General features: G+C 61.3%; 17 protein-coding genes. 9 read left to right on the top strand and 8 right to left on the bottom strand.

Features of this window, described 5'->3' with window-relative positions; translation table 11 throughout:
* Positions 1-321: 321 nt before the first annotated feature.
* A complete protein-coding gene (locus PseAD21_RS20755) occupies positions 322-942 on the bottom strand; it encodes a TetR/AcrR family transcriptional regulator (protein WP_064587091.1) in 621 nt (206 codons plus the stop codon).
* Positions 943-1,082: 140 nt separating this feature from the next.
* Here PseAD21_RS20755 and copC point away from each other — a divergent pair, with 140 nt between their 5' ends.
* Entirely contained in the window at positions 1,083-1,445 is a 363-nt protein-coding gene (copC, locus tag PseAD21_RS20750; RefSeq protein ID WP_102357485.1) for a copper homeostasis periplasmic binding protein CopC, read from the top strand.
* A 3-nt stretch (positions 1,446-1,448) separates the two neighbouring features.
* Positions 1,449-2,306, top strand: coding sequence for a copper homeostasis membrane protein CopD (gene copD, locus PseAD21_RS20745; RefSeq protein ID WP_102357484.1), 858 nt, complete (start codon positions 1,449-1,451; stop codon positions 2,304-2,306).
* Between the two features lie 116 nt (positions 2,307-2,422).
* On the opposite strand, the gene PseAD21_RS20740 is transcribed toward copD, so the two are convergent.
* From PseAD21_RS20740 to PseAD21_RS20720, 5 genes are all read right to left on the bottom strand, one after another.
* Complete coding sequence (locus PseAD21_RS20740) at positions 2,423-3,565, bottom strand: HlyD family secretion protein (RefSeq protein WP_102357483.1); 1,143 nt, start codon at positions 3,563-3,565, stop codon at positions 2,423-2,425.
* Positions 3,562-5,217, bottom strand: a complete 1,656-nt coding sequence (locus tag PseAD21_RS20735; protein WP_102357481.1) for an MFS transporter — start codon at positions 5,215-5,217, stop codon at positions 3,562-3,564. The genes PseAD21_RS20740 and PseAD21_RS20735 overlap by 4 nt, the downstream gene beginning before the upstream one ends.
* Positions 5,218-5,448: 231 nt before the next feature.
* Positions 5,449-6,249: a sulfite exporter TauE/SafE family protein gene (locus PseAD21_RS20730; RefSeq protein WP_102357479.1), complete on the bottom strand. Its 801-nt coding sequence runs from the start codon at positions 6,247-6,249 to the stop codon at positions 5,449-5,451.
* A gap of 9 nt (positions 6,250-6,258) precedes the next feature.
* Positions 6,259-7,503 (bottom strand): FAD/NAD(P)-binding oxidoreductase, encoded by a 1,245-nt coding sequence (locus PseAD21_RS20725; protein WP_102357478.1) that lies wholly within the window; start codon positions 7,501-7,503, stop codon positions 6,259-6,261.
* Between the two features lie 154 nt (positions 7,504-7,657).
* Positions 7,658-7,999 carry a helix-turn-helix transcriptional regulator gene (locus PseAD21_RS20720; RefSeq protein ID WP_003224002.1) on the bottom strand — a complete coding sequence of 114 codons (342 nt, stop codon included), beginning with the start codon at positions 7,997-7,999 and terminating at the stop codon, positions 7,658-7,660.
* A 91-nt stretch (positions 8,000-8,090) separates the two neighbouring features.
* Between PseAD21_RS20720 and PseAD21_RS20715 the strand changes: the two genes are divergently transcribed.
* A complete protein-coding gene (locus PseAD21_RS20715; RefSeq protein ID WP_102357476.1) occupies positions 8,091-8,954 on the top strand; it encodes an MBL fold metallo-hydrolase in 864 nt (287 codons plus the stop codon).
* 194 nt (positions 8,955-9,148) lie between these two features.
* On the opposite strand, the gene bkdR is transcribed toward PseAD21_RS20715, so the two are convergent.
* On the bottom strand, positions 9,149-9,637 hold the full coding sequence (gene bkdR / locus PseAD21_RS20710; protein ID WP_008059350.1) for a Bkd operon transcriptional regulator BkdR: 489 nt from the start codon (positions 9,635-9,637) through the stop codon (positions 9,149-9,151).
* A gap of 185 nt (positions 9,638-9,822) precedes the next feature.
* Here bkdR and PseAD21_RS20700 point away from each other — a divergent pair, with 185 nt between their 5' ends.
* From PseAD21_RS20700 to PseAD21_RS20680, 5 genes are all read left to right on the top strand, one after another.
* The gene (locus PseAD21_RS20700) at positions 9,823-11,058 is read left to right on the top strand and encodes a 3-methyl-2-oxobutanoate dehydrogenase (2-methylpropanoyl-transferring) subunit alpha (protein ID WP_102357473.1); all 1,236 of its coding nucleotides are present in this window, start codon (positions 9,823-9,825) and stop codon (positions 11,056-11,058) included.
* A gap of 1 nt (position 11,059) precedes the next feature.
* Positions 11,060-12,118 (top strand): alpha-ketoacid dehydrogenase subunit beta, encoded by a 1,059-nt coding sequence (locus PseAD21_RS20695; protein ID WP_003224000.1) that lies wholly within the window; start codon positions 11,060-11,062, stop codon positions 12,116-12,118.
* Positions 12,119-13,393: a dihydrolipoamide acetyltransferase family protein gene (locus PseAD21_RS20690; protein WP_102357471.1), complete on the top strand. Its 1,275-nt coding sequence runs from the start codon at positions 12,119-12,121 to the stop codon at positions 13,391-13,393.
* Between the two features lie 4 nt (positions 13,394-13,397).
* The gene (lpdA, locus tag PseAD21_RS20685; protein ID WP_102357470.1) at positions 13,398-14,771 is read left to right on the top strand and encodes a dihydrolipoyl dehydrogenase; all 1,374 of its coding nucleotides are present in this window, start codon (positions 13,398-13,400) and stop codon (positions 14,769-14,771) included.
* Positions 14,772-15,017: 246 nt separating this feature from the next.
* A complete protein-coding gene (locus PseAD21_RS20680; RefSeq protein WP_102357468.1) occupies positions 15,018-16,037 on the top strand; it encodes a branched-chain amino acid aminotransferase in 1,020 nt (339 codons plus the stop codon).
* 54 nt (positions 16,038-16,091) lie between these two features.
* Here the strand turns inward: PseAD21_RS20680 and PseAD21_RS20675 are convergent, their stop codons facing one another.
* Positions 16,092-16,970, bottom strand: coding sequence for a LysR substrate-binding domain-containing protein (locus PseAD21_RS20675; RefSeq protein ID WP_102357466.1), 879 nt, complete (start codon positions 16,968-16,970; stop codon positions 16,092-16,094).
* Between the two features lie 105 nt (positions 16,971-17,075).
* On the opposite strand from PseAD21_RS20675, the gene PseAD21_RS20670 reads away from it, so the two are divergent.
* Positions 17,076-17,684 (top strand): LysE family translocator, encoded by a 609-nt coding sequence (locus PseAD21_RS20670; RefSeq protein ID WP_102357464.1) that lies wholly within the window; start codon positions 17,076-17,078, stop codon positions 17,682-17,684.
* Positions 17,685-17,700: the final 16 nt, after the last annotated feature.

The following is a 17,700-nucleotide window of genomic DNA, read 5'->3' as shown; positions in this document are numbered from 1 at the left end:
AGCTTCTACATCTGGAATGCATTCCTACTGTGGGAGCGGGCTTGCTCGCAAAGGGGCCAGCAGCTTCTACATCTGGAATGCATTCCTACTGTGGGAGCGGGCTTGCTCGCGAAGGGGCCAGCAGCTTCTACATCTGGAATGCATTCCTACTGTGGGAGCGGGCTTGCTCGCAAAGGGGCCAGCAGCTTCTACATCTGGAATGCATTCCTACTGTGGGAGCGGGCTTGCTCGCAAAGGGGCCAGCAGCTTCTACATCTGGAATGCATTCCTACTGTGGGAGCGGGCTTGCTCGCGAAGGGGCCAGCAGCTACACCACCAAAATCAAGGCTCCAGCCCGATCCCGCGCAAAATCACACTGGTCACCGTCTGTACCGCCCGCTCGAACTGCATGTCCGACAGCGGCTGGTGCTCATTCAGAATATTCACCTGATGATCGAAGTCGGCGTAATGCTGGGTCGAGGCCCAGATCATGTACAGCAGGCTCGACGGTTCCACCGGCAGAATCCGCTGGTCTTCGACCCACTGGCGGATCTTCGCTTCCTTCATTTTCGCCCAGTCATACAGGCTGACATCCAGCGCCTCGCCCAAGGTCGGCGCACCGTGGATGATCTCGTTGGCCCAGACCTTCGACCCGTAGGGCCGGCTGCGCGAGTGGTTCATCTTGGCGCGGATGTAGCTGCTGAGCACCACTCGCGGGTCGTCGAACATCTCGAAGCACAGCGCGTCCTGCTTCCACACTTCCAGCAGATCGAACAGCACCGCGCTGTACAGTTCGCTTTTGGTCGAAAAGTAGTAATGCAGATTGGAACGCGGCAATTGCACTTCAGCAGCGATGTCGGCCATGGCGGTGCCGCCGAAGCCTTTTTCGGCGAAGACTTTTTCCGCCGCCAGAAGGATTTTCTCGACGTTACTGCGACGAATCTCGATCTTGTGATTGCCCATGTGGGCTCCCTGACAACAGCGTTGCCCAAGACTAGCACCCGCTCTGGTGCCGGAGCGACCGCTGAAACCGAAACTTCGTACAGACGCACGCGGATGAGTAAACTGGGCACCTCTTTGTTCCTGCCTCAGAGGTATCCGCGATGCTGCTCAAGAACGTCCTGACCACCACTGCCCTGCTCGCCTCCCTGCTCGCCGCGACTTCCGTCTTCGCCCACGCCCACCTGAAAAGCCAGACGCCGGCCGCCGACAGCACCGTCGCCGCACCGGCCGACCTGCGCCTGACCTTCTCCGAAGGCGTCGAAGCCAGTTTCACCAAAGTCACCCTGACCCACGATGGCGCCGCGGTCGCGCTCAAACCTTTGAGCACCGAAGGCGACAAGAAAACCCTGATCGTCACCCCTGCTGCGCCGCTCAGCGCCGGTGAGTACAAGGTCGAATGGCACGCGGTGTCGGTCGATACGCACAAGAGCGAAGGCGGCTATCAGTTCAAAGTCGGCCAGTAATTCATGAGTGAAGCGCTGGTGCTGTGCCGCTTTGTGCATTTCAGCGCGGTGTTGATGCTGTTCGGCGTCTGGCTGTTTCGGCCGCTGCTGCTCAAGGCGCCAGTGCCGACACTGGATCGGCATCTGGCACGACTCGCGCGCTGGCTGACGACGATTGCGCTACTCAGCGGCGGCACCTGGGCGCTGTTGATCACCGCGAGCATGGCCGGTTCGGCGGCGGCCGCATTCGATCCGGACACACTGGTGCTGGTACTCGGCAACACCTTTTTTGGTCAGGTCTGGCGTTGGCATCTGCTGATCAACGCGCTCTTGCTGGCGTTGCTGTTCACGCCGTGGCGTTCGAGCGCACCGTTGCGTCTGGGCTTGAGTGCGCTGTTGTTGGCGACGCTGGCGCCGGTCGGTCACGGCGCAATGCTCGATGGCCTCAGCGGGCAACTGCTGATCCTCAACCAGATCATTCACCTGACGTGCGTAGCCGCATGGCTCGGTGGTTTGTTGCTGCTGGTGCTGATTTTGCGCCAGCCAGGTGAGCCGATGAGCCGGATCCTGCAGCGCTTCAGCGGTGTCGGTTACGCGGTCGTCGCAGGCCTGCTGCTCACCGGGCTGATCAACGTCCGCGTGCTCACCGGCCAATGGTGGCCGACGCCTCTGTTCAGCGGTTTTGCCCTGATTCTGCTGATCAAGGCCACGCTGGTGCTGGGCATGCTCGCACTGGCGCTGTTCAACCGCTTGCGGATTGATGATTGCCAGCAGCGCATGGCCGCTCTCAAGCGCAGTGTGGTGCTGGAATGGATGCTGGGGATGGGTGCTGTTGCAGCCGTTTCGCTGCTGGGCACCCTGCCGCCGATGATTTCCGCCTGAACACAGCTCAAACTGTGGGAGCGGGCTTGCTCGCGAATGCGGCGTGTCAGATACGCAAATATCAACTGACACACCGCGTTCGCGAGCAAGCCCGCTCCCACAGGGTTATGAGTTGATCAGTGCGGTTGCGTATCGCCTTTGGAGGTATCGATGCTGACCACCACCGACATCCCCGGGCGCAAGCGTTCCTCTTCCTGCTGATCCGGGTCGATGGTGATCCGTACCGGCACCCGTTGGGCGATTTTCACGAAGTTGCCGGTGGCGTTGTCGGCCTGCAACAGGGCGAACTCCGAACCGGTGCCGGGCGAAATGTGCTGCACATGGCCGGTGAACTTGCGGTGGTTCAAGGCATCGACAGTGAAGCGCACCGGTTGCCCGACGCGCACGTTGTCCATCTGGGTTTCCTTCATGTTGGCGATCACCCATTTCTGGTTCGGCACCAGCGCCATCAACTGCGCCCCGGAGTTGACGTAAGCGCCTAGGCGCACACCGATCTGCCCGAGCTGGCCATCACGCGGGGCGACGATGCGGGTGTTCGACAAATCGATCCGCGCCAGTTGCACCGCCGCTTCGGCACTGGCCACCGCCGCTTCCAGCGAGCCACGATTGACGATCACCGTTTGCAGGTCCTGACGGGCGATTTCCAGATTGGCCTTGGCTTGCGCCACAGCGGCGATGCCTTGCGCGTTGGCAGCCAGGGCCACATCCATTTCGCGTTTGGACACCGAGCCGTCACTCACCAACTCCTTGTTGCGCCGCAGGTCCGCCTCGCTTTTGCGCAACTGGGCCTCACTGTCGGCAACCACCGCCTGGCGCAATTTGATTGTCGCTTCGGCGCTGTTGCGCTGCTGCACCACATTTGCCAGCGAGGCCTTCTGCACCGCCAGTTGCGCCAGTGCCTGATCGAGGTGCTGCTGATAAATCCGGTCGTCCAGGCGCACCAGCAAATCGCCGGCCTTGACGAACTGGAAGTCCTGCACCGGTACTTCATACACATAGCCGCTGAGCTGTGGCCCGATGATCGTCACCTGCCCGCGCACCAGGGCGTTTTCGGTGGTCTCGACCGCACTGCTGAACGGTGGCAGTTGCCAGGCGTACAGCACGATCAGCACGCCGACGATGGCAATCGCGGCAAAACCCAGCGACGAGATGATCCGCACCCGCAGCGAGCGCGGCTCGGTGTTCGGCGAGGACGGCGGCGCCACGCCTTCCGGGGTGGCAGCGATGGCGTTGGTGGTTGTGGTGGTCGGTTCGGTCATGAAGTAGCGGCACCGCTAGAAGGTACGGAAGGCGCAGGGTCGACGGCTTTGGTGGTGCTCATCAGCCACAGCGCACGAATGGAAAGCCAGATCATGGTCAGCACCGCAATCACGGCGATCAGCATGAATACATCGTTGTAGGCCAGCACGTTGGCTTCGCGGGTCGCGGCATTCGACAGGCTGCGAATCCCGGCCAGGTTGCGCAGGCTCGGGTCGGCCAGCAAGGAGCCATAAGCCGATCCGCCGCTCTGCACACGGGCGGCAACCAGCGGGTCGGACAGCGTCAGGTGCTCGACGAGGTGGCTGGAATGGAATTTCTCGCGCGCGATCTGGAACGTGCCCAACAGCGCCGCGCCCAGCAAGCCGCCGAGGTTGTTGCAGATCCCGAACAACACCGAAAAACTCACCAGATTGCGCGGATTGGTCAACACGTTGCGGGTGCCGAAGACCATGGTCGGGCCGAGGAAAAACGTGCTGCCGAAGGCCAGGAGGAACTGGCTGAAGTACAGGTTCGCCGGGCGGGTCAGGTTGTTGGAGAAACTGTCCATCACCGAGCCGGTGGCCATCAGCGCCAGCGAGATGATCAGCGGCATCAGCAGGTGCTTGGGGTCGATGGTCAGCGCGCTGGTCGCCAACCCGGCGATGCTGCCGATCAGCATCACCACGTACAGGCTGTGCAACTGCTCGTAGCCCATGTTCAGGTTCTGCATGAAACCGACCGCGCCGGTGGACTGCTCCGAGGTGACCATGCGAATCAGGGTCACCGCCAACGCCAGGCGGATCATCGTGCCGCTGCCGAGCCAACGGGTCATCAACATCGGGTTGCTGCGGTTATGCTCAATGGCCAGGCCGGCGAGGATCAAGGCAATCGAGGCAGCGAGCGCGTAGCCAATCCAGTCGGCTTCCAGCCACCAGTCGATGCGCCCCAGTGACAGCACCGCGCAGAGCAGTGCCACGCCGCTGGCGAGGATCGCAAAGGTGAGGAAATCCAGCGGTTCGAAAGTTTTGAAACGGTCACCCGGCGGCAACTTGAGCATCAGCACGCAGCCCAGCGACAGCAAGGCCATGCCTAGCTCGAACAGGTACAAGCCGCGCCATTCAGCGATCTGCAACAGGTCTTCGGAAAACAATCGCGCCAGCGGCAGAGCCAGTTGCGAGGCGCCAAGCCCCAGCACCAGCGCCTTCAACCGCCACTTGGCCGGAAACGCCTGGACCATGTAATACAGGCCCAACGAACTCAAGGCGGCACCGACCATGCCGTGGGCCGCACGCACTGCGATGGCCGAACTCAGGTCGTTGACGAACAGATGGCCGAAAGTCACCAGCGCATACAGCACCAGAAACACCTCGGTGAATGCGCGCAGGCCGAACTGCTGGCGAAACTTCACCAGCAGCAGGTTCATCGAGACGTTGGTCATCACATACGCGGCCGGTAGCCAGGCCATCTCCGCGGTGGTCGCGCCCAGCGCGCCTTGCAGGTAAGGCAGGTTGGCGACCACCAGCGAGTTGCCCAAACCACCGGTCACCGCCACCAGCAGCCCAACCAGCGCATAGGCCAGGCGCTTGCGGCTGGAATGCAGCGGCGTCGATGGGGAACCAGGCAGACTGGGCTTCTCGTGAGGCTGCCAGTTGCGCGGGGCGTATTGATCCATTGAATGGCCTTGTGCTGGAGATGACTGAAGTTTGCCGCAAAATCATCGGTTTCACACTCATCCGGAGCAAGCCCGCTCCCACCGGGATGTGCACATAGTTTAATTCGTAAGAATTGTTTAAAGGAACGTTTCATTAGGTACGCACAAACGCATCCGAAAGCGAGTTTCATGCGCAAGGACCAGATCGTGCTGACCGAGAAGAATCCGTTGATCGATTGAGCTGCGACCTTTTCAGGCGCGCAGCAACATATAACCGGCGACCACCAGACACACACCGGCAAACCCAACCTGCAACGCCCGCGCCGGAACCCGGGCGCACAGTTTGCGGCCGATGATCATGCCGACCACGCTGGCCACGATAAACGCCGCACCCTGTGCGTCAATCCGCACGCCTGCGTGAAACGATCCGATCACGCCAATCACTGAAATCAGGCTGATCACCATCAGCGACGTCGCAACGATCCCGCGCATCTGCACATCGGTCAGTTGCTTGAACGCCGGCACGATCAGGAAGCCGCCGCCGACGCCGAGCAACCCCGAAACCACGCCTGTCACCGCACCCAATGCCGCGAGGGTCGCGGTGCATTTGGCGGTCCAGTCGAAACGACCGGTCTGCTCGTTGAGCATGCAGTTCTTCTGCCCCCAGCTCGCGTGACCGTGATCGCTCGGCCCCTCCTGCTGGCGCTCACGGCGCAACATCCGCCAGGCGACCATGACCATCAGCAGGCTGAAGAGGATCATCAGGATTTTCTCCGGCAACTGGTGCGCAAAGTAGATGCCCAACGGCGAAAACACCGCGCCGAGCGCGGCAATCAGCAGCGCCGCGCGATAGCGCACCAGTCCATGACGCAAACCGTCGATCGCCCCGACCGCCGCCGCACTGCCCACGGCGAACAACGCCACGGGCGCGGCCTGGGTCATGCTCCAACCCAGGCCGAGCACCAGCGCCGGCACCGCGAGAATCCCGCCGCCCGCCCCGGTCAGCCCTAGAATCAACCCCATCACCACGCCAAACAGACTTGCCAGCAACATAGGGAGTTCTCAGTCGACTTTGGACAGGCCGGTCAGCCACTCGCGGCCCTTGAGCATGCCGTTCCAGTAGAACCACGGCAGCAGCGTCGCCTTGAGAAACCACGCCGAACGGCGCGGCACGGTCGCATCGAGGGCGAAGGTCGGCAGCAACTTTGCGCCGTAGCCGAACTCGGCGAGGATCACCTTGCCCTTCTCCACCGTCAGCGGGCACGAACCGTAACCGTCGTACTTCAGTGGCAACGGCTGTTGCTTGCGCAGGGCCAAGAGGTTTTCGGCGACGACAACCACCTGCTTGCGCACGGCAGCAGCGGTTTTCGCGTTAGTGGTGCCGCAGATGTCACCTACGCCGAACACCTCCGGGTAACGCGGATGCTGCAGGCTGTGCGGATTGACCTCGCACCAGCCAGCGGCGTCGGCCAGCGGACTTTGCGCGACGAAATCCGGCGAGACTTGCGGCGGCACCACGTGTAGCAAATCGAAGGTTTTCGCTTCACGGGTGACGTTGCCGTCGGCGTCCTTGACCTCGAACCACGCGGTTTTCGCCGGGCCGTCGACCTTGACCAGATTGCTGTTGAAGGCCAGTTGCGCGTTGTATTTTTCGATGTATTTCATCAGTGGCGGTACAAACGTGGCGACGCCGAACAGCGCCGCGCCGGCCAGGTTGAATTCAACCTCGACGTTGTTCAGCACGCCGGTTTTGCGCCAGTGATCGCACGACAGGTACAACGCCTTCTGCGGCGCGCCGGCGCATTTGATCGGCATCGCCGGCTGAGTGAACAGCGCCTTGCCGCCGCGCAGTTTCTGCACCTGATCCCAGGTGTATTGCGAATGCTGATAGCTGTAGTTGGAAGTCACGCCGTACTGGCCGAGGCTTTCCTGCAGGCCTTCGATTTTCTCCCAGGCCAGACGCAGGCCGGGGCAGACGATCAGGTTCTGGTAGGTGACGCGGCGTTGATCGTTGAGCGTGAGTTGGCGGGCATCCGGATCGATAGCGGTTACCGCCGCTTGAATCCAGGTGGCCTGACGCGGCATCACCTGGCTCATCGGTCGAGCGGTGTCTTTGACGTCGTAGGCGCCACCACCGACCAGCGTCCACGCCGGTTGGTAGTAGTGCTGGGCGCTCGGCTCGATCACGGTGATTTTCAGAGTGGGATCACGCTTGAGCAGACTGGCGACGAAGCCGATGCCAGCGGTGCCGCCGCCGATGACCACGATATCTGCACTGATGGATGAGCCCCAGTGTTGATCGTTCATTGCTTGTTCCTTATTGCTGCACGCAAGTTTTTTCCAGCCATCACTCAAATCCATTGTAGGAGTGAGCCTGCTCGCGATAGCGGTGGGTCAGCCGACAGATACACCGCTATCGCGAGCAGGCTCACTCCTACAGGGTTAGTGTGTGAGCTAGCATTTATGGGTGACCCCAGCTCTTGAGCACCGCCCCGCAATACAACCCGGACAGGGTCTTCATCACCTGGATGACTTCAGGACTGGCCAGGCCGTAAAAAATGTATTTGCCTTCGCGACGGGTCGCCACCAGCCCTTCATCGCGCAGGATGCCCAGTTGCTGGGACAGGGTCGGCTGGCGCACACCAGTCATTTTTTCCAGCTCGCCGACGTTGCGCTCGCCCTGGGTCAACTGGCACAGGATCAACAGCCGATCCTCGTTGGCCAGCGCCTTGAGCAGCGCGCAGGCCTTGGAGGCGGACGCCCGCAATTGGGCGACTTCACATTCGGTCAGACTGGATTGCATTTGCACGATGCCTTCAACGTCACTTAAGCTGCGAACATTATGTTTTTATATAAAGTGTTGCAACCCATTTCCCTTGTTCAGGTTCGTGTCCATGCCCGCGCAGATTGAAGCTTTCCTCGACCCCGCCTCCTCGACCTACAGCTACGTGGTCTATGAAGACGATGGCGGGCAGTGTGCAATCGTTGATCCGGTACTCGGCTACGACGGCGCTGCCGGTCGCACCTGCACCGCGCAGGCCGACAAGATCATCGCGTTTGTGCGTGAACACCGCTTGCAGGTGCAATGGCTGCTGGAAACCCACGCCCACGCCGACCACCTGTCCGCCGCGCCGTACCTGCGCCGCGAACTGGGCGGCAAGATCGCGATTGGCGAGTCGATCAGCAAAGTGCAGAACGTGTTCAAGGCACTGTTCAATCTGGAACCGGAATTCTGCGTCGACGGCTCGCAGTTCGATCACCTGTTCGCGCCTAACGAGGCGTTCATGATCGGCAACCTCAAGGCCACCGCCCTGCACGTCCCCGGCCATACGCCGGCAGACATGGCCTACCTGATCGACGGTGAACAGATTCTGGTTGGCGACACGCTGTTCATGCCCGACGTCGGCACCGCCCGCTGCGACTTTCCCGGCGGCAACGCGCATCAACTGTTCAATTCGATCCACAAACTGCTGGCCTTCCCCGCCAGCGTCAGACTCTACGTCTGCCACGACTACCCACCCGAAGGCCGCGCTGCGCACTGCCAGACCACCGTCGGCGAGCAGCGCAAAAGCAATATTCATGTGCACGACGGGATTGATGAGGCGGCGTTTGTCGAGATGCGCACCAAACGCGATGCCGGGCTGGGCATGCCGACACTGTTACTGCCGGCGATTCAGGTGAATGTGCGGGCGGGGAATTTCCCGGCGGCCGAGGACAATGGCGTGGTGTATCTGAAGATCCCGATCAATAAGCTTTAACGTCAAAAGATCGCAGCCTGCGGCAGCTCCTACAGGAGAAATTGATCGTTCCCACGCTCTGCGTGGGAATGCCCCCGGGGACGCTCCGCGTTCCGCTTCGGGAAGTGACGCAGAGCGTCACGGGCTGCATTACCACGCGGAGCGTGGGAACGATCAGCATGTAGGAGCTGCCGAAGGCTGCGATCTTTTGATCTTCACGTCCCCAACGTCAACCCATTCGCCGGCAACGGCAGCGCCGTCTTGTACCGCACCTGCTTCAACGCAAAACTCGACCGAATGTTCGCCACCCCCGGCACCTTGGTCAGAAAGTCCATCATGAACCGCTCCAGCGACTGAATCGTCGGCACCAACACCCGGATCAGATAGTCCGGGTCGCCGGCCATCAGGTAGCACTCCATCACCTCGGGGCGGTCGGAGATCGCCTCTTCGAAATGCTGCAGTGCCTCCTCGACCTGCTTCTCCAGGCTGACGTGAATGAACACGTTGACATGCAGGCCCAGCAGGTCGGCGTCCAGCAGTGTCACCTGCTCACGAATCAGGCCTAATTCCTCCATCGCCTTGACCCGGTTGAAACACGGCGTCGGCGACAGATTCACCGAGCGTGCGAGGTCGGCGTTGGTGATGCGCGCATTCTCCTGAAGGCTGTTGAGAATGCCGATGTCGGTACGGTCCAGTTTGCGCATGAGACAAAACCACCTGTTTTTTATGTTTATGCAGAATTTCTATCTGCAAATCGTCTCCAGCGCAACGAAACAGAGAGAAATATTCTTCTTGGCCGGGCCTATGATTGTTGTAGGACAAGATTTCTTCTACCGAAGAATGACTGCCAGCTCACTACAAGAAATTCACAAGATCGAGCGTAGAAGCCATGACCCAAGCGTATGAACCGCTGCGTCTGCACGTCCCTGAACCTTCGGGCCGTCCAGGCTGCAAAACCGACTTCTCCTACCTGCATCTGACCGATGCCGGCACGGTGCGCAAACCTTCCATCGACGTTGAACCTGCCGACACCGCCGACCTGGCCCGTGGCCTGATCCGTGTGCTCGACGATCAAGGCAACGCTCTCGGCCCGTGGGCTGAAAACGTGCCGGTCGAGATCCTTCGCAAGGGCATGCGCGCCATGCTCAAGACGCGGATCTACGACAACCGCATGGTGGTCGCCCAGCGGCAGAAAAAAATGTCGTTCTACATGCAGAGCCTTGGCGAAGAAGCCATCGGCAGCGCCCAGGCCCTGGCCTTGAACATCGACGACATGTGCTTCCCGACCTACCGCCAGCAAAGCATCCTGATGGCCCGCGAAGTGCCGCTGGTCGACCTGATCTGCCAACTGCTGTCCAACGAGCGCGATCCGCTCAAGGGCCGCCAGTTGCCGATCATGTACTCGGTCAAGGACGCCGGTTTCTTCACCATCTCCGGCAACCTCGCCACCCAGTTCATTCAGGCCGTCGGCTGGGGCATGGCCTCGGCGATCAAGGGCGACACCAAAATCGCCTCGGCGTGGATCGGTGACGGCGCCACCGCCGAATCGGACTTCCACACCGCCCTCACCTTCGCTCACGTTTACCGCGCGCCGGTGATCCTCAACGTGGTCAACAACCAATGGGCGATCTCGACCTTCCAGGCCATTGCCGGTGGTGAAGCCACCACCTTCGCCGGACGCGGCGTCGGTTGCGGCATCGCGTCGCTGCGCGTCGACGGCAACGACTTCTACGCGGTCTACGCCGCTTCCGCCTGGGCTGCCGAACGCGCCCGGCGCAACCTCGGTCCGACCATGATCGAATGGGTCACCTACCGCGCCGGCCCGCACTCGACCTCCGACGATCCGTCCAAATACCGTCCGGCCGATGACTGGAGCCACTTCCCGCTGGGCGACCCGATTGCCCGCCTGAAGCAGCACCTGATCAAGGTCGGCCACTGGTCGGAAGAAGATCACGCCGCCGTCAGCGCCGAGCTTGAAGCAGAAGTGATTGCCGCGCAGAAACAGGCCGAACAGTACGGCACCCTCGCCGGCGGCCAGATTCCGAGCGCCGCGACCATGTTCGAAGACGTCTACAAAGAGATGCCGGAGCACTTGAAGCGCCAGCGTCAGCAGTTGGGGATCTGACATGAACGATCACAACAACAATATTCAGTTGGAAACCGCCATGACCACGACCACCATGACCATGATCCAGGCCCTGCGCTCGGCCATGGATGTGATGCTTGAGCGTGATGACAACGTCGTCGTGTTCGGTCAGGACGTCGGCTACTTCGGCGGCGTGTTCCGTTGCACCGAAGGCCTGCAGACCAAGTACGGCACCTCGCGGGTATTCGACGCGCCGATTTCCGAAAGCGGCATCGTCGGTGTGGCGGTGGGCATGGGTGCATACGGCCTGCGTCCGGTCGCCGAGATTCAGTTCGCCGACTACGTTTACCCGGCTTCCGACCAGATCATTTCCGAAGCGGCGCGCCTGCGGTACCGCTCGGCCGGCGAGTTCACCGCGCCGATGACCCTGCGCATGCCTTGCGGCGGCGGCATTTATGGTGGCCAGACCCACAGTCAGAGCATCGAGGCGATGTTCACTCAGGTTTGCGGTCTGCGTACGGTCATGCCGTCCAACCCGTATGACGCCAAAGGCCTGCTGATCGCCTCGATCGAAAACGATGACCCGGTGATCTTCCTTGAGCCGAAACGCCTGTACAACGGCCCGTTCGACGGCCACCACGACCGCCCCGTAACCCCGTGGTCGAAACACCCGCAAGCGCAAGTTCCGGACGGTTACTACACCGTGCCGCTGGACGTCGCCGCGATCACCCGTCCGGGCAAGGACGTGACCGTGCTGACCTACGGCACCACCGTGTACGTGTCGCAAGTTGCCGCTGAAGAAAGTGGCGTTGACGCCGAAGTCATCGACCTGCGCAGCCTGTGGCCGCTGGATCTGGAAACCATCGTCAAGTCGGTGAAGAAAACCGGCCGCTGCGTGGTGGTGCACGAAGCCACCCGCACCTGCGGTTTCGGCGCCGAGCTGGTTTCGCTGGTGCAAGAGCATTGCTTCCATCACCTGGAAGCGCCGATCGAGCGCGTCACCGGTTGGGACACCCCCTACCCGCACGCGCAAGAGTGGGCGTATTTCCCAGGGCCGTCCCGAGTGGGCGCGGCGTTGAAACGGGTCATGGAGGTCTGAATGGGCACGCACGTTATCAAGATGCCGGACATCGGCGAAGGCATCGCAGAAGTAGAGCTGTCGCAGTGGCACGTCAAGGTCGGCGACCTGGTGGTTGAAGACCAGGTGCTGGCGGACGTGATGACCGACAAGGCAATGGTCGATATTCCATCGCCGGTGCACGGAAAGGTCATTGCGCTCGGCGGTCAGCCGGGTGAAGTGATGGCGGTCGGCAGTGTGCTGATCAGCATCGAGGTTGAAGGGGCCGGTAACTTGAAAGAGTCCACCGCGCCAGCACCTGTTAAAGAGGCGCCGGTTGCGCCGAAAGCTGCAACGGTGGTCGAGAGCAAACCTGCTGCCGCTGCTGCACCGCGCCCGGCTGCTGTCTGCCAAGGCCCGATGGTTGCCCGTGAAGCCGATGAACGTCCGCTGGCCTCGCCGGCCGTGCGCAAACATGCGCTGGATCTGGGCATTCAATTGCGCCTGGTACGCGGTTCCGGCCCGGCCGGTCGTGTATTGCACGAAGACCTGGAAGCCTATCTGGCGCAAGGTCAGTCAAACGCCTCGGCACCCGTGGCTGCCGCTTACGCCCAGCGTCACGATGAAGAACAGATTCAGGTTATCGGCATGCGCCGCAAGATCGCCCAGCGCATGCAGGACGCCACCCAGCGTGCCGCGCACTTCAGCTACGTCGAAGAAATCGACGTCACCGCAATTGAAGAACTGCGCGCGCATCTGAACGAAAAACACGGCGCCAGCCGGGGCAAGTTAACCTTGCTGCCGTTCCTCGTTCGCGCACTGGTCGTGGCCCTGCGCGACTTCCCGCAGATGAACGCCCGTTACGATGACGAAGCCCAGGTCATCACCCGCCTCGGCGCGGTGCATGTCGGTGTCGCCACGCAAAGCGATGTCGGCCTGATGGTGCCGGTGGTGCGTCACGCCGAGGCGCGCAGCCTGTGGGACAGCGCCGCGCAAATCTCGCGTTTGGCTAACGCCGCACGCAATGGCAAGGCCAGCCGCGACGAATTGTCCGGCTCGACCATCACCCTGACCAGCCTCGGTGCGTTGGGCGGCATCGTCAGCACCCCGGTGCTGAACCTGCCGGAAGTGGCAATCGTCGGCGTCAACAAAATCGTCGAACGGCCAATGGTCGTCAAAGGCCAGGTGGTGATCCGCAAGATGATGAACCTCTCCAGCTCCTTCGATCACCGCGTGGTCGACGGCATGGACGCGGCGCTCTTCATCCAGGCCATTCGTGGCTTGCTCGAACAACCCGCGACCCTGTTTGTGGAGTGATGCAATGCAGACTTTGAACACCACGCTGCTGATCATTGGCGGCGGCCCCGGCGGTTACGTCACGGCGATTCGCGCCGGGCAACTGGGCATTTCGACGATCCTGGTCGAAGGCCAATCACTGGGCGGTACATGCCTGAACATCGGTTGCATCCCGTCCAAAGCACTGATTCACGTGGCCGAGCAGTTCCACCAGACCCAACACCACAGCCAGCATTCGGCGCTGGGCATCAGCGTTGCGGCGCCGACCCTCGACATCACTAAAAGCGTCGAGTGGAAGGACGGCATTGTTGATCGCCTGACCACCGGCGTCGCGGCGCTGCTGAAAAAGAACAAGGTCCAGGTCATTAATGGCTGGGCCAAGGTCATCGACGGCAAAACCGTTGACGTCGGCGACACGCGGATCCAGTGCGAGCACTTGGTGCTCGCGACCGGTTCGACCAGCGTCAATCTGCCGATCCTGCCAATTGGCGGGCCGATCATCTCCTCTACCGAAGCGCTTGTGCCGAAATTCGTGCCAAAACGGCTGGTGGTGGTGGGTGGTGGTTACATCGGTCTGGAGCTGGGCATTGCTTATCGCAAGCTCGGCGCCGAGGTCAGCGTGGTCGAGGCGCAGGATCGCATCCTGCCGGCGTACGACGCCGAACTGACGCAACCGGTGCATGACGCGTTGAAGCAACTGGGCGTGAAGCTCTATCTCAAGCACAGCGTGCTGGGTTTCGACGGCACCTTGCAGGTGCGCGGTCCAGAAGGCGAAACCCTGAATCTGCAAACCGATCAGGTGCTGGTGGCGGTCGGGCGCAAGCCGAACACTCAGGGCTGGAACCTTGAAGCGCTGAACCTGGACATGAACGGTTCGGCGATCAAGATCGACAGCCGCTGCCAGACCAGCATGCGCAACGTCTACGCCATCGGCGACCTGAGCGGCGAACCGATGCTCGCGCACCGCGCCATGGCCCAGGGCGAAATGGTTGCCGAGCTGATCAGCGGCAAGCACCGTGAATTCAACCCGACCGCCATCGCCGCCGTGTGCTTCACCGATCCGGAACTGGTGGTGGTCGGCCAGACCCCGGACGAGGCCAAGGCTGCCGGTCTGGACTGCATCGTGTCGAGCTTCCCGTTCGCCGCCAACGGCCGGGCGATGACCCTGGAGTCGAAAAGCGGCTTCGTGCGGGTGGTCGCGCGTCGCGACAATCATGTGATTGTCGGCTGGCAGGCGGTCGGCGCAGGTGTTTCGGAGTTGTCGACCGCGTTCGCGCAAAGCCTGGAAATGGGCGCGCGGCTGGAAGACATCGGCGGCACCATTCATGCGCACCCGACACTGGGTGAAGCGGTGCAGGAAGCGGCGTTGCGTGCCCTCGGGCATGCGCTGCACCTGTAGCGGCGTTGATCGTTCCCACGCTCTGCGTGGGAATGCAGCCGGGGACGCTCTGAGTCCCAAAAGCCGAACGCGGAGCGTCCGATGAGGCATTCCCACGCAGAGCGTAGGAACGATCAAGCATGGGAACGATCAGTGGAGCGAATTCCGGCTGCGAAACCGCTCAAGAATGAAGTATTGTTGTGCCCATCCAAAAAAACGTCAGAAGCCTTGAACCGTTTCGACGGTTGTTCAGTGATAGAGGGTGTCATGGGTAACGAAAGCATCAATTGGGACAAGCTGGGTTTTGACTACATCAAGACCGACAAACGCTATCTGTCGTACTTTCGCAATGGCGAGTGGGACAAAGGCACCCTGACCGAAGACAATGTGCTGCACATCAGCGAAGGCTCGACTGCCCTTCACTATGGCCAGCAATGCTTCGAAGGCATGAAGGCCTATCGTTGCAAAGACGGCTCGATCAACCTGTTCCGCCCGGACCAGAACGCCCTGCGTATGCAACGCAGTTGCGCGCGTCTGCTGATGCCGACGGTCGACACCGAGCAGTTCATCGAAGCCTGCAAAGCCGTGGTTCGCGCCAACGAGCGTTTCATCCCGCCGTACGGCACCGGTGGCGCCCTGTACCTGCGTCCGTTCGTGATCGGCGTGGGTGACAACATCGGCGTGCGCACGGCACCCGAGTTCATCTTCTCGATCTTCTGCATCCCGGTTGGCGCCTACTTCAAGGGCGGCCTGACCCCGCACAACTTCCAGATCTCCAGCTATGACCGTGCGGCTCCACAAGGCACCGGCGCGGCCAAGGTCGGCGGCAACTACGCAGCCAGCCTGATGCCTGGCTCGAAAGCGAAGAAAGCCAACTTTGCCGACGCGATCTACCTGGACCCGATGACCCACACCAAGATCGAGGAAGTCGGTTCGGCCAACTTCTTCGGGATCACCCACGACAACAAGTTCATCACCCCGAACTCGCCGTCGGTGCTGCCAGGTATCACCCGCCTGTCGCTGATCGAACTGGCCAAGACCCGTCTGGGCCTGGAAGTGGTTGAAGGCGACGTGCTGATCGACAAACTGTCGGACTTCAAGGAAGCCGGTGCCTGCGGTACCGCTGCGGTGATCACCCCGATCGGCGGCATCAGCTACAACGACCACCTGCACGTGTTCCACAGCGAAACCGAAGTCGGCCCGGTCACCCAGAAACTCTACAAAGAGCTGACCGGCGTGCAGACCGGCGACATCGAAGCGCCAGCGGGCTGGATCATCAAGGTTTGATCTGACGGCTGCTGATGCACAAAAGCCCCCATCGAGCGATCGATGGGGGCTTTTTCATGGGCGCTGGTTGTGTAACCACTCAATGAACACGTTGGTGTGCGCCGACGCTTGCGGTGCAATGCCGTAGTAATAACGAGGCAGTGGCATGCGCAAGTCCGGCAACGGGCAGACCAGCCGACCGCTCGACAAATGCGTGCCCAGCAACGTGGTCGGACACAGCGCGAGACCCTCGCCCTCCACAGCAGCCTCAAGTACCCGGTGCATGTAATCAAACTGGCGGATAACCTGCGTGCAGCTCTGGCCTTGCCCGAAGTGCATGGCCCAGTGATGCCAGTCTTCGCGCCGCGCCCTGACGGTCAGCAAGATATGAGCACTGAGACCTGCGAGGTTTGCCAACGGCAGTCGCTCAATCAATGCCGGCGCCGCGACCAGCACCAACTCGTCTTCGAACAATGCCTGCGCCTCAAGCGACGGCGCCCAGTCGTCGCGGCCACGACGGATGACAATGTCGAAATCATCCCGTGCCGGATCGGGGGACTGGGTCTGAGTGATCACCTGCGGCTCGATATGCGGATGCTGCGCCGTGAAGTCCGCCAATCGAGGCGTGAGCCATAACAGGGCGAAGGACGGCCGGACATTGATCTTGACCATCGGCCGCGCCGCCTGCTGTTTCAACTCGGCAGCGGCGTCGGCAATCTGCGCCAGACCCGCACTGACTTGCTGATAAAAACGCTGGCCGGCCGGTGTCAACAGCGATTGCCGAACACGCCGTTCAAACAGCAAGACGCCCAGGTGCTCTTCAAGCAGTTTGACGTGGCGGCTGACTGCACTGTGGCTGACATGCAGTTCTTCGGCCGCCAGACTGAAGCTCTGATGGCGGGCAGCTACAGCAAAAGCGCGAACCGCATTGAGCGGGGGAAGTTGATTTTTCATGCGTCTAATTTAGTCACATGTGCGCTGCATTTAAAGCATTTGTCAGCGCTTTGTCGCCACGCCAATCTGCCTGCACGCAGACACGCGATTCGACGGAGCAACACTATGCACAGCTACGGCCTCTTTGTCCTGTTCGCAGCCCTGACTATTTTAAGCCCTGGCCCTGGGGTGGTGCTGACCCTGTCCAACGCCGTGCGCCTGGGCTGGACCGGCGCGGTGCCAGGGATTCTGGGGATCGCCTCGGGGGCTTTCGTGGTTGCCGCCCTCAGCGCCACCAGTGTCGGCCTGCTCCTCAGCGCCTCGGCGACGGCCTTCACCGTGCTGAAATACGCCGGGGCAGCTTACCTGCTGTACCTGGGTTTCAAGAGTTGGCGTTCGGATCGTTTCCGTACCTTGCAACAGGTGCGCCCTTCTCGCCCGGGCTACCGTTTTCTGGAGGCAGCCTCGCTGCAGTTTCTCAATCCCAAAGCCATCTTCTTCTTTCTGGCTGTGTTCCCGCAGTTCATCGACACGCAACAGGCTTTTTACCCGCAATTCTTCAAACTGGTGGCCTCTTACGCGGTATTGGTGATTCTAGTGCACGGCAGCTATGCCCTGCTCGCCAATGCCGCCAAAGGTTGGCTGTCGAGCCCGAAAGGATCGTGGCTGGCGGCGAAAGTCTCGGGCGTGACCTTTGCCGGTTTCGGTCTGTTGATGGCTTCGGCAACCCGCTGAGCTCACTGCATGCGTT

The organism is Pseudomonas sp. AD21, assembly GCF_002878485.1.
GTDB lineage: Bacteria > Pseudomonadota > Gammaproteobacteria > Pseudomonadales > Pseudomonadaceae > Aquipseudomonas.
Note: the sequence above shows the minus strand (reverse complement) of the source record. Positions and strands in the feature narration are given on the sequence as shown.

Excerpts from the sequence above, each read along its gene's own strand:
- copC (WP_102357485.1), top strand. The coding sequence starts at position 1,083 with ATGCTGCTCAAGAACGTCCTGACCACCACTGCCCTGCTCGCCTCCCTG.
- PseAD21_RS20755 (WP_064587091.1), bottom strand. The coding sequence starts at position 942 with ATGGGCAATCACAAGATCGAGATTCGTCGCAGTAACGTCGAGAAAATC.
- PseAD21_RS20730 (WP_102357479.1), bottom strand. The coding sequence starts at position 6,249 with ATGTTGCTGGCAAGTCTGTTTGGCGTGGTGATGGGGTTGATTCTAGGG.
- PseAD21_RS20735 (WP_102357481.1), bottom strand. The coding sequence starts at position 5,217 with ATGGATCAATACGCCCCGCGCAACTGGCAGCCTCACGAGAAGCCCAGT.
- PseAD21_RS20690 (WP_102357471.1), top strand. The coding sequence starts at position 12,119 with ATGGGCACGCACGTTATCAAGATGCCGGACATCGGCGAAGGCATCGCA.
- bkdR (WP_008059350.1), bottom strand. The coding sequence starts at position 9,637 with ATGCGCAAACTGGACCGTACCGACATCGGCATTCTCAACAGCCTTCAG.
- PseAD21_RS20675 (WP_102357466.1), bottom strand. The coding sequence starts at position 16,970 with ATGAAAAATCAACTTCCCCCGCTCAATGCGGTTCGCGCTTTTGCTGTA.
- copD (WP_102357484.1), top strand. The coding sequence starts at position 1,449 with ATGAGTGAAGCGCTGGTGCTGTGCCGCTTTGTGCATTTCAGCGCGGTG.
- lpdA (WP_102357470.1), top strand. The coding sequence starts at position 13,398 with ATGCAGACTTTGAACACCACGCTGCTGATCATTGGCGGCGGCCCCGGC.
- PseAD21_RS20670 (WP_102357464.1), top strand. The coding sequence starts at position 17,076 with ATGCACAGCTACGGCCTCTTTGTCCTGTTCGCAGCCCTGACTATTTTA.
- PseAD21_RS20695 (WP_003224000.1), top strand. The coding sequence starts at position 11,060 with ATGAACGATCACAACAACAATATTCAGTTGGAAACCGCCATGACCACG.
- PseAD21_RS20700 (WP_102357473.1), top strand. The coding sequence starts at position 9,823 with ATGACCCAAGCGTATGAACCGCTGCGTCTGCACGTCCCTGAACCTTCG.
- PseAD21_RS20715 (WP_102357476.1), top strand. The coding sequence starts at position 8,091 with ATGCCCGCGCAGATTGAAGCTTTCCTCGACCCCGCCTCCTCGACCTAC.
- PseAD21_RS20680 (WP_102357468.1), top strand. The coding sequence starts at position 15,018 with ATGGGTAACGAAAGCATCAATTGGGACAAGCTGGGTTTTGACTACATC.
- PseAD21_RS20740 (WP_102357483.1), bottom strand. The coding sequence starts at position 3,565 with ATGACCGAACCGACCACCACAACCACCAACGCCATCGCTGCCACCCCG.
- PseAD21_RS20720 (WP_003224002.1), bottom strand. The coding sequence starts at position 7,999 with ATGCAATCCAGTCTGACCGAATGTGAAGTCGCCCAATTGCGGGCGTCC.
- PseAD21_RS20725 (WP_102357478.1), bottom strand. The coding sequence starts at position 7,503 with ATGAACGATCAACACTGGGGCTCATCCATCAGTGCAGATATCGTGGTC.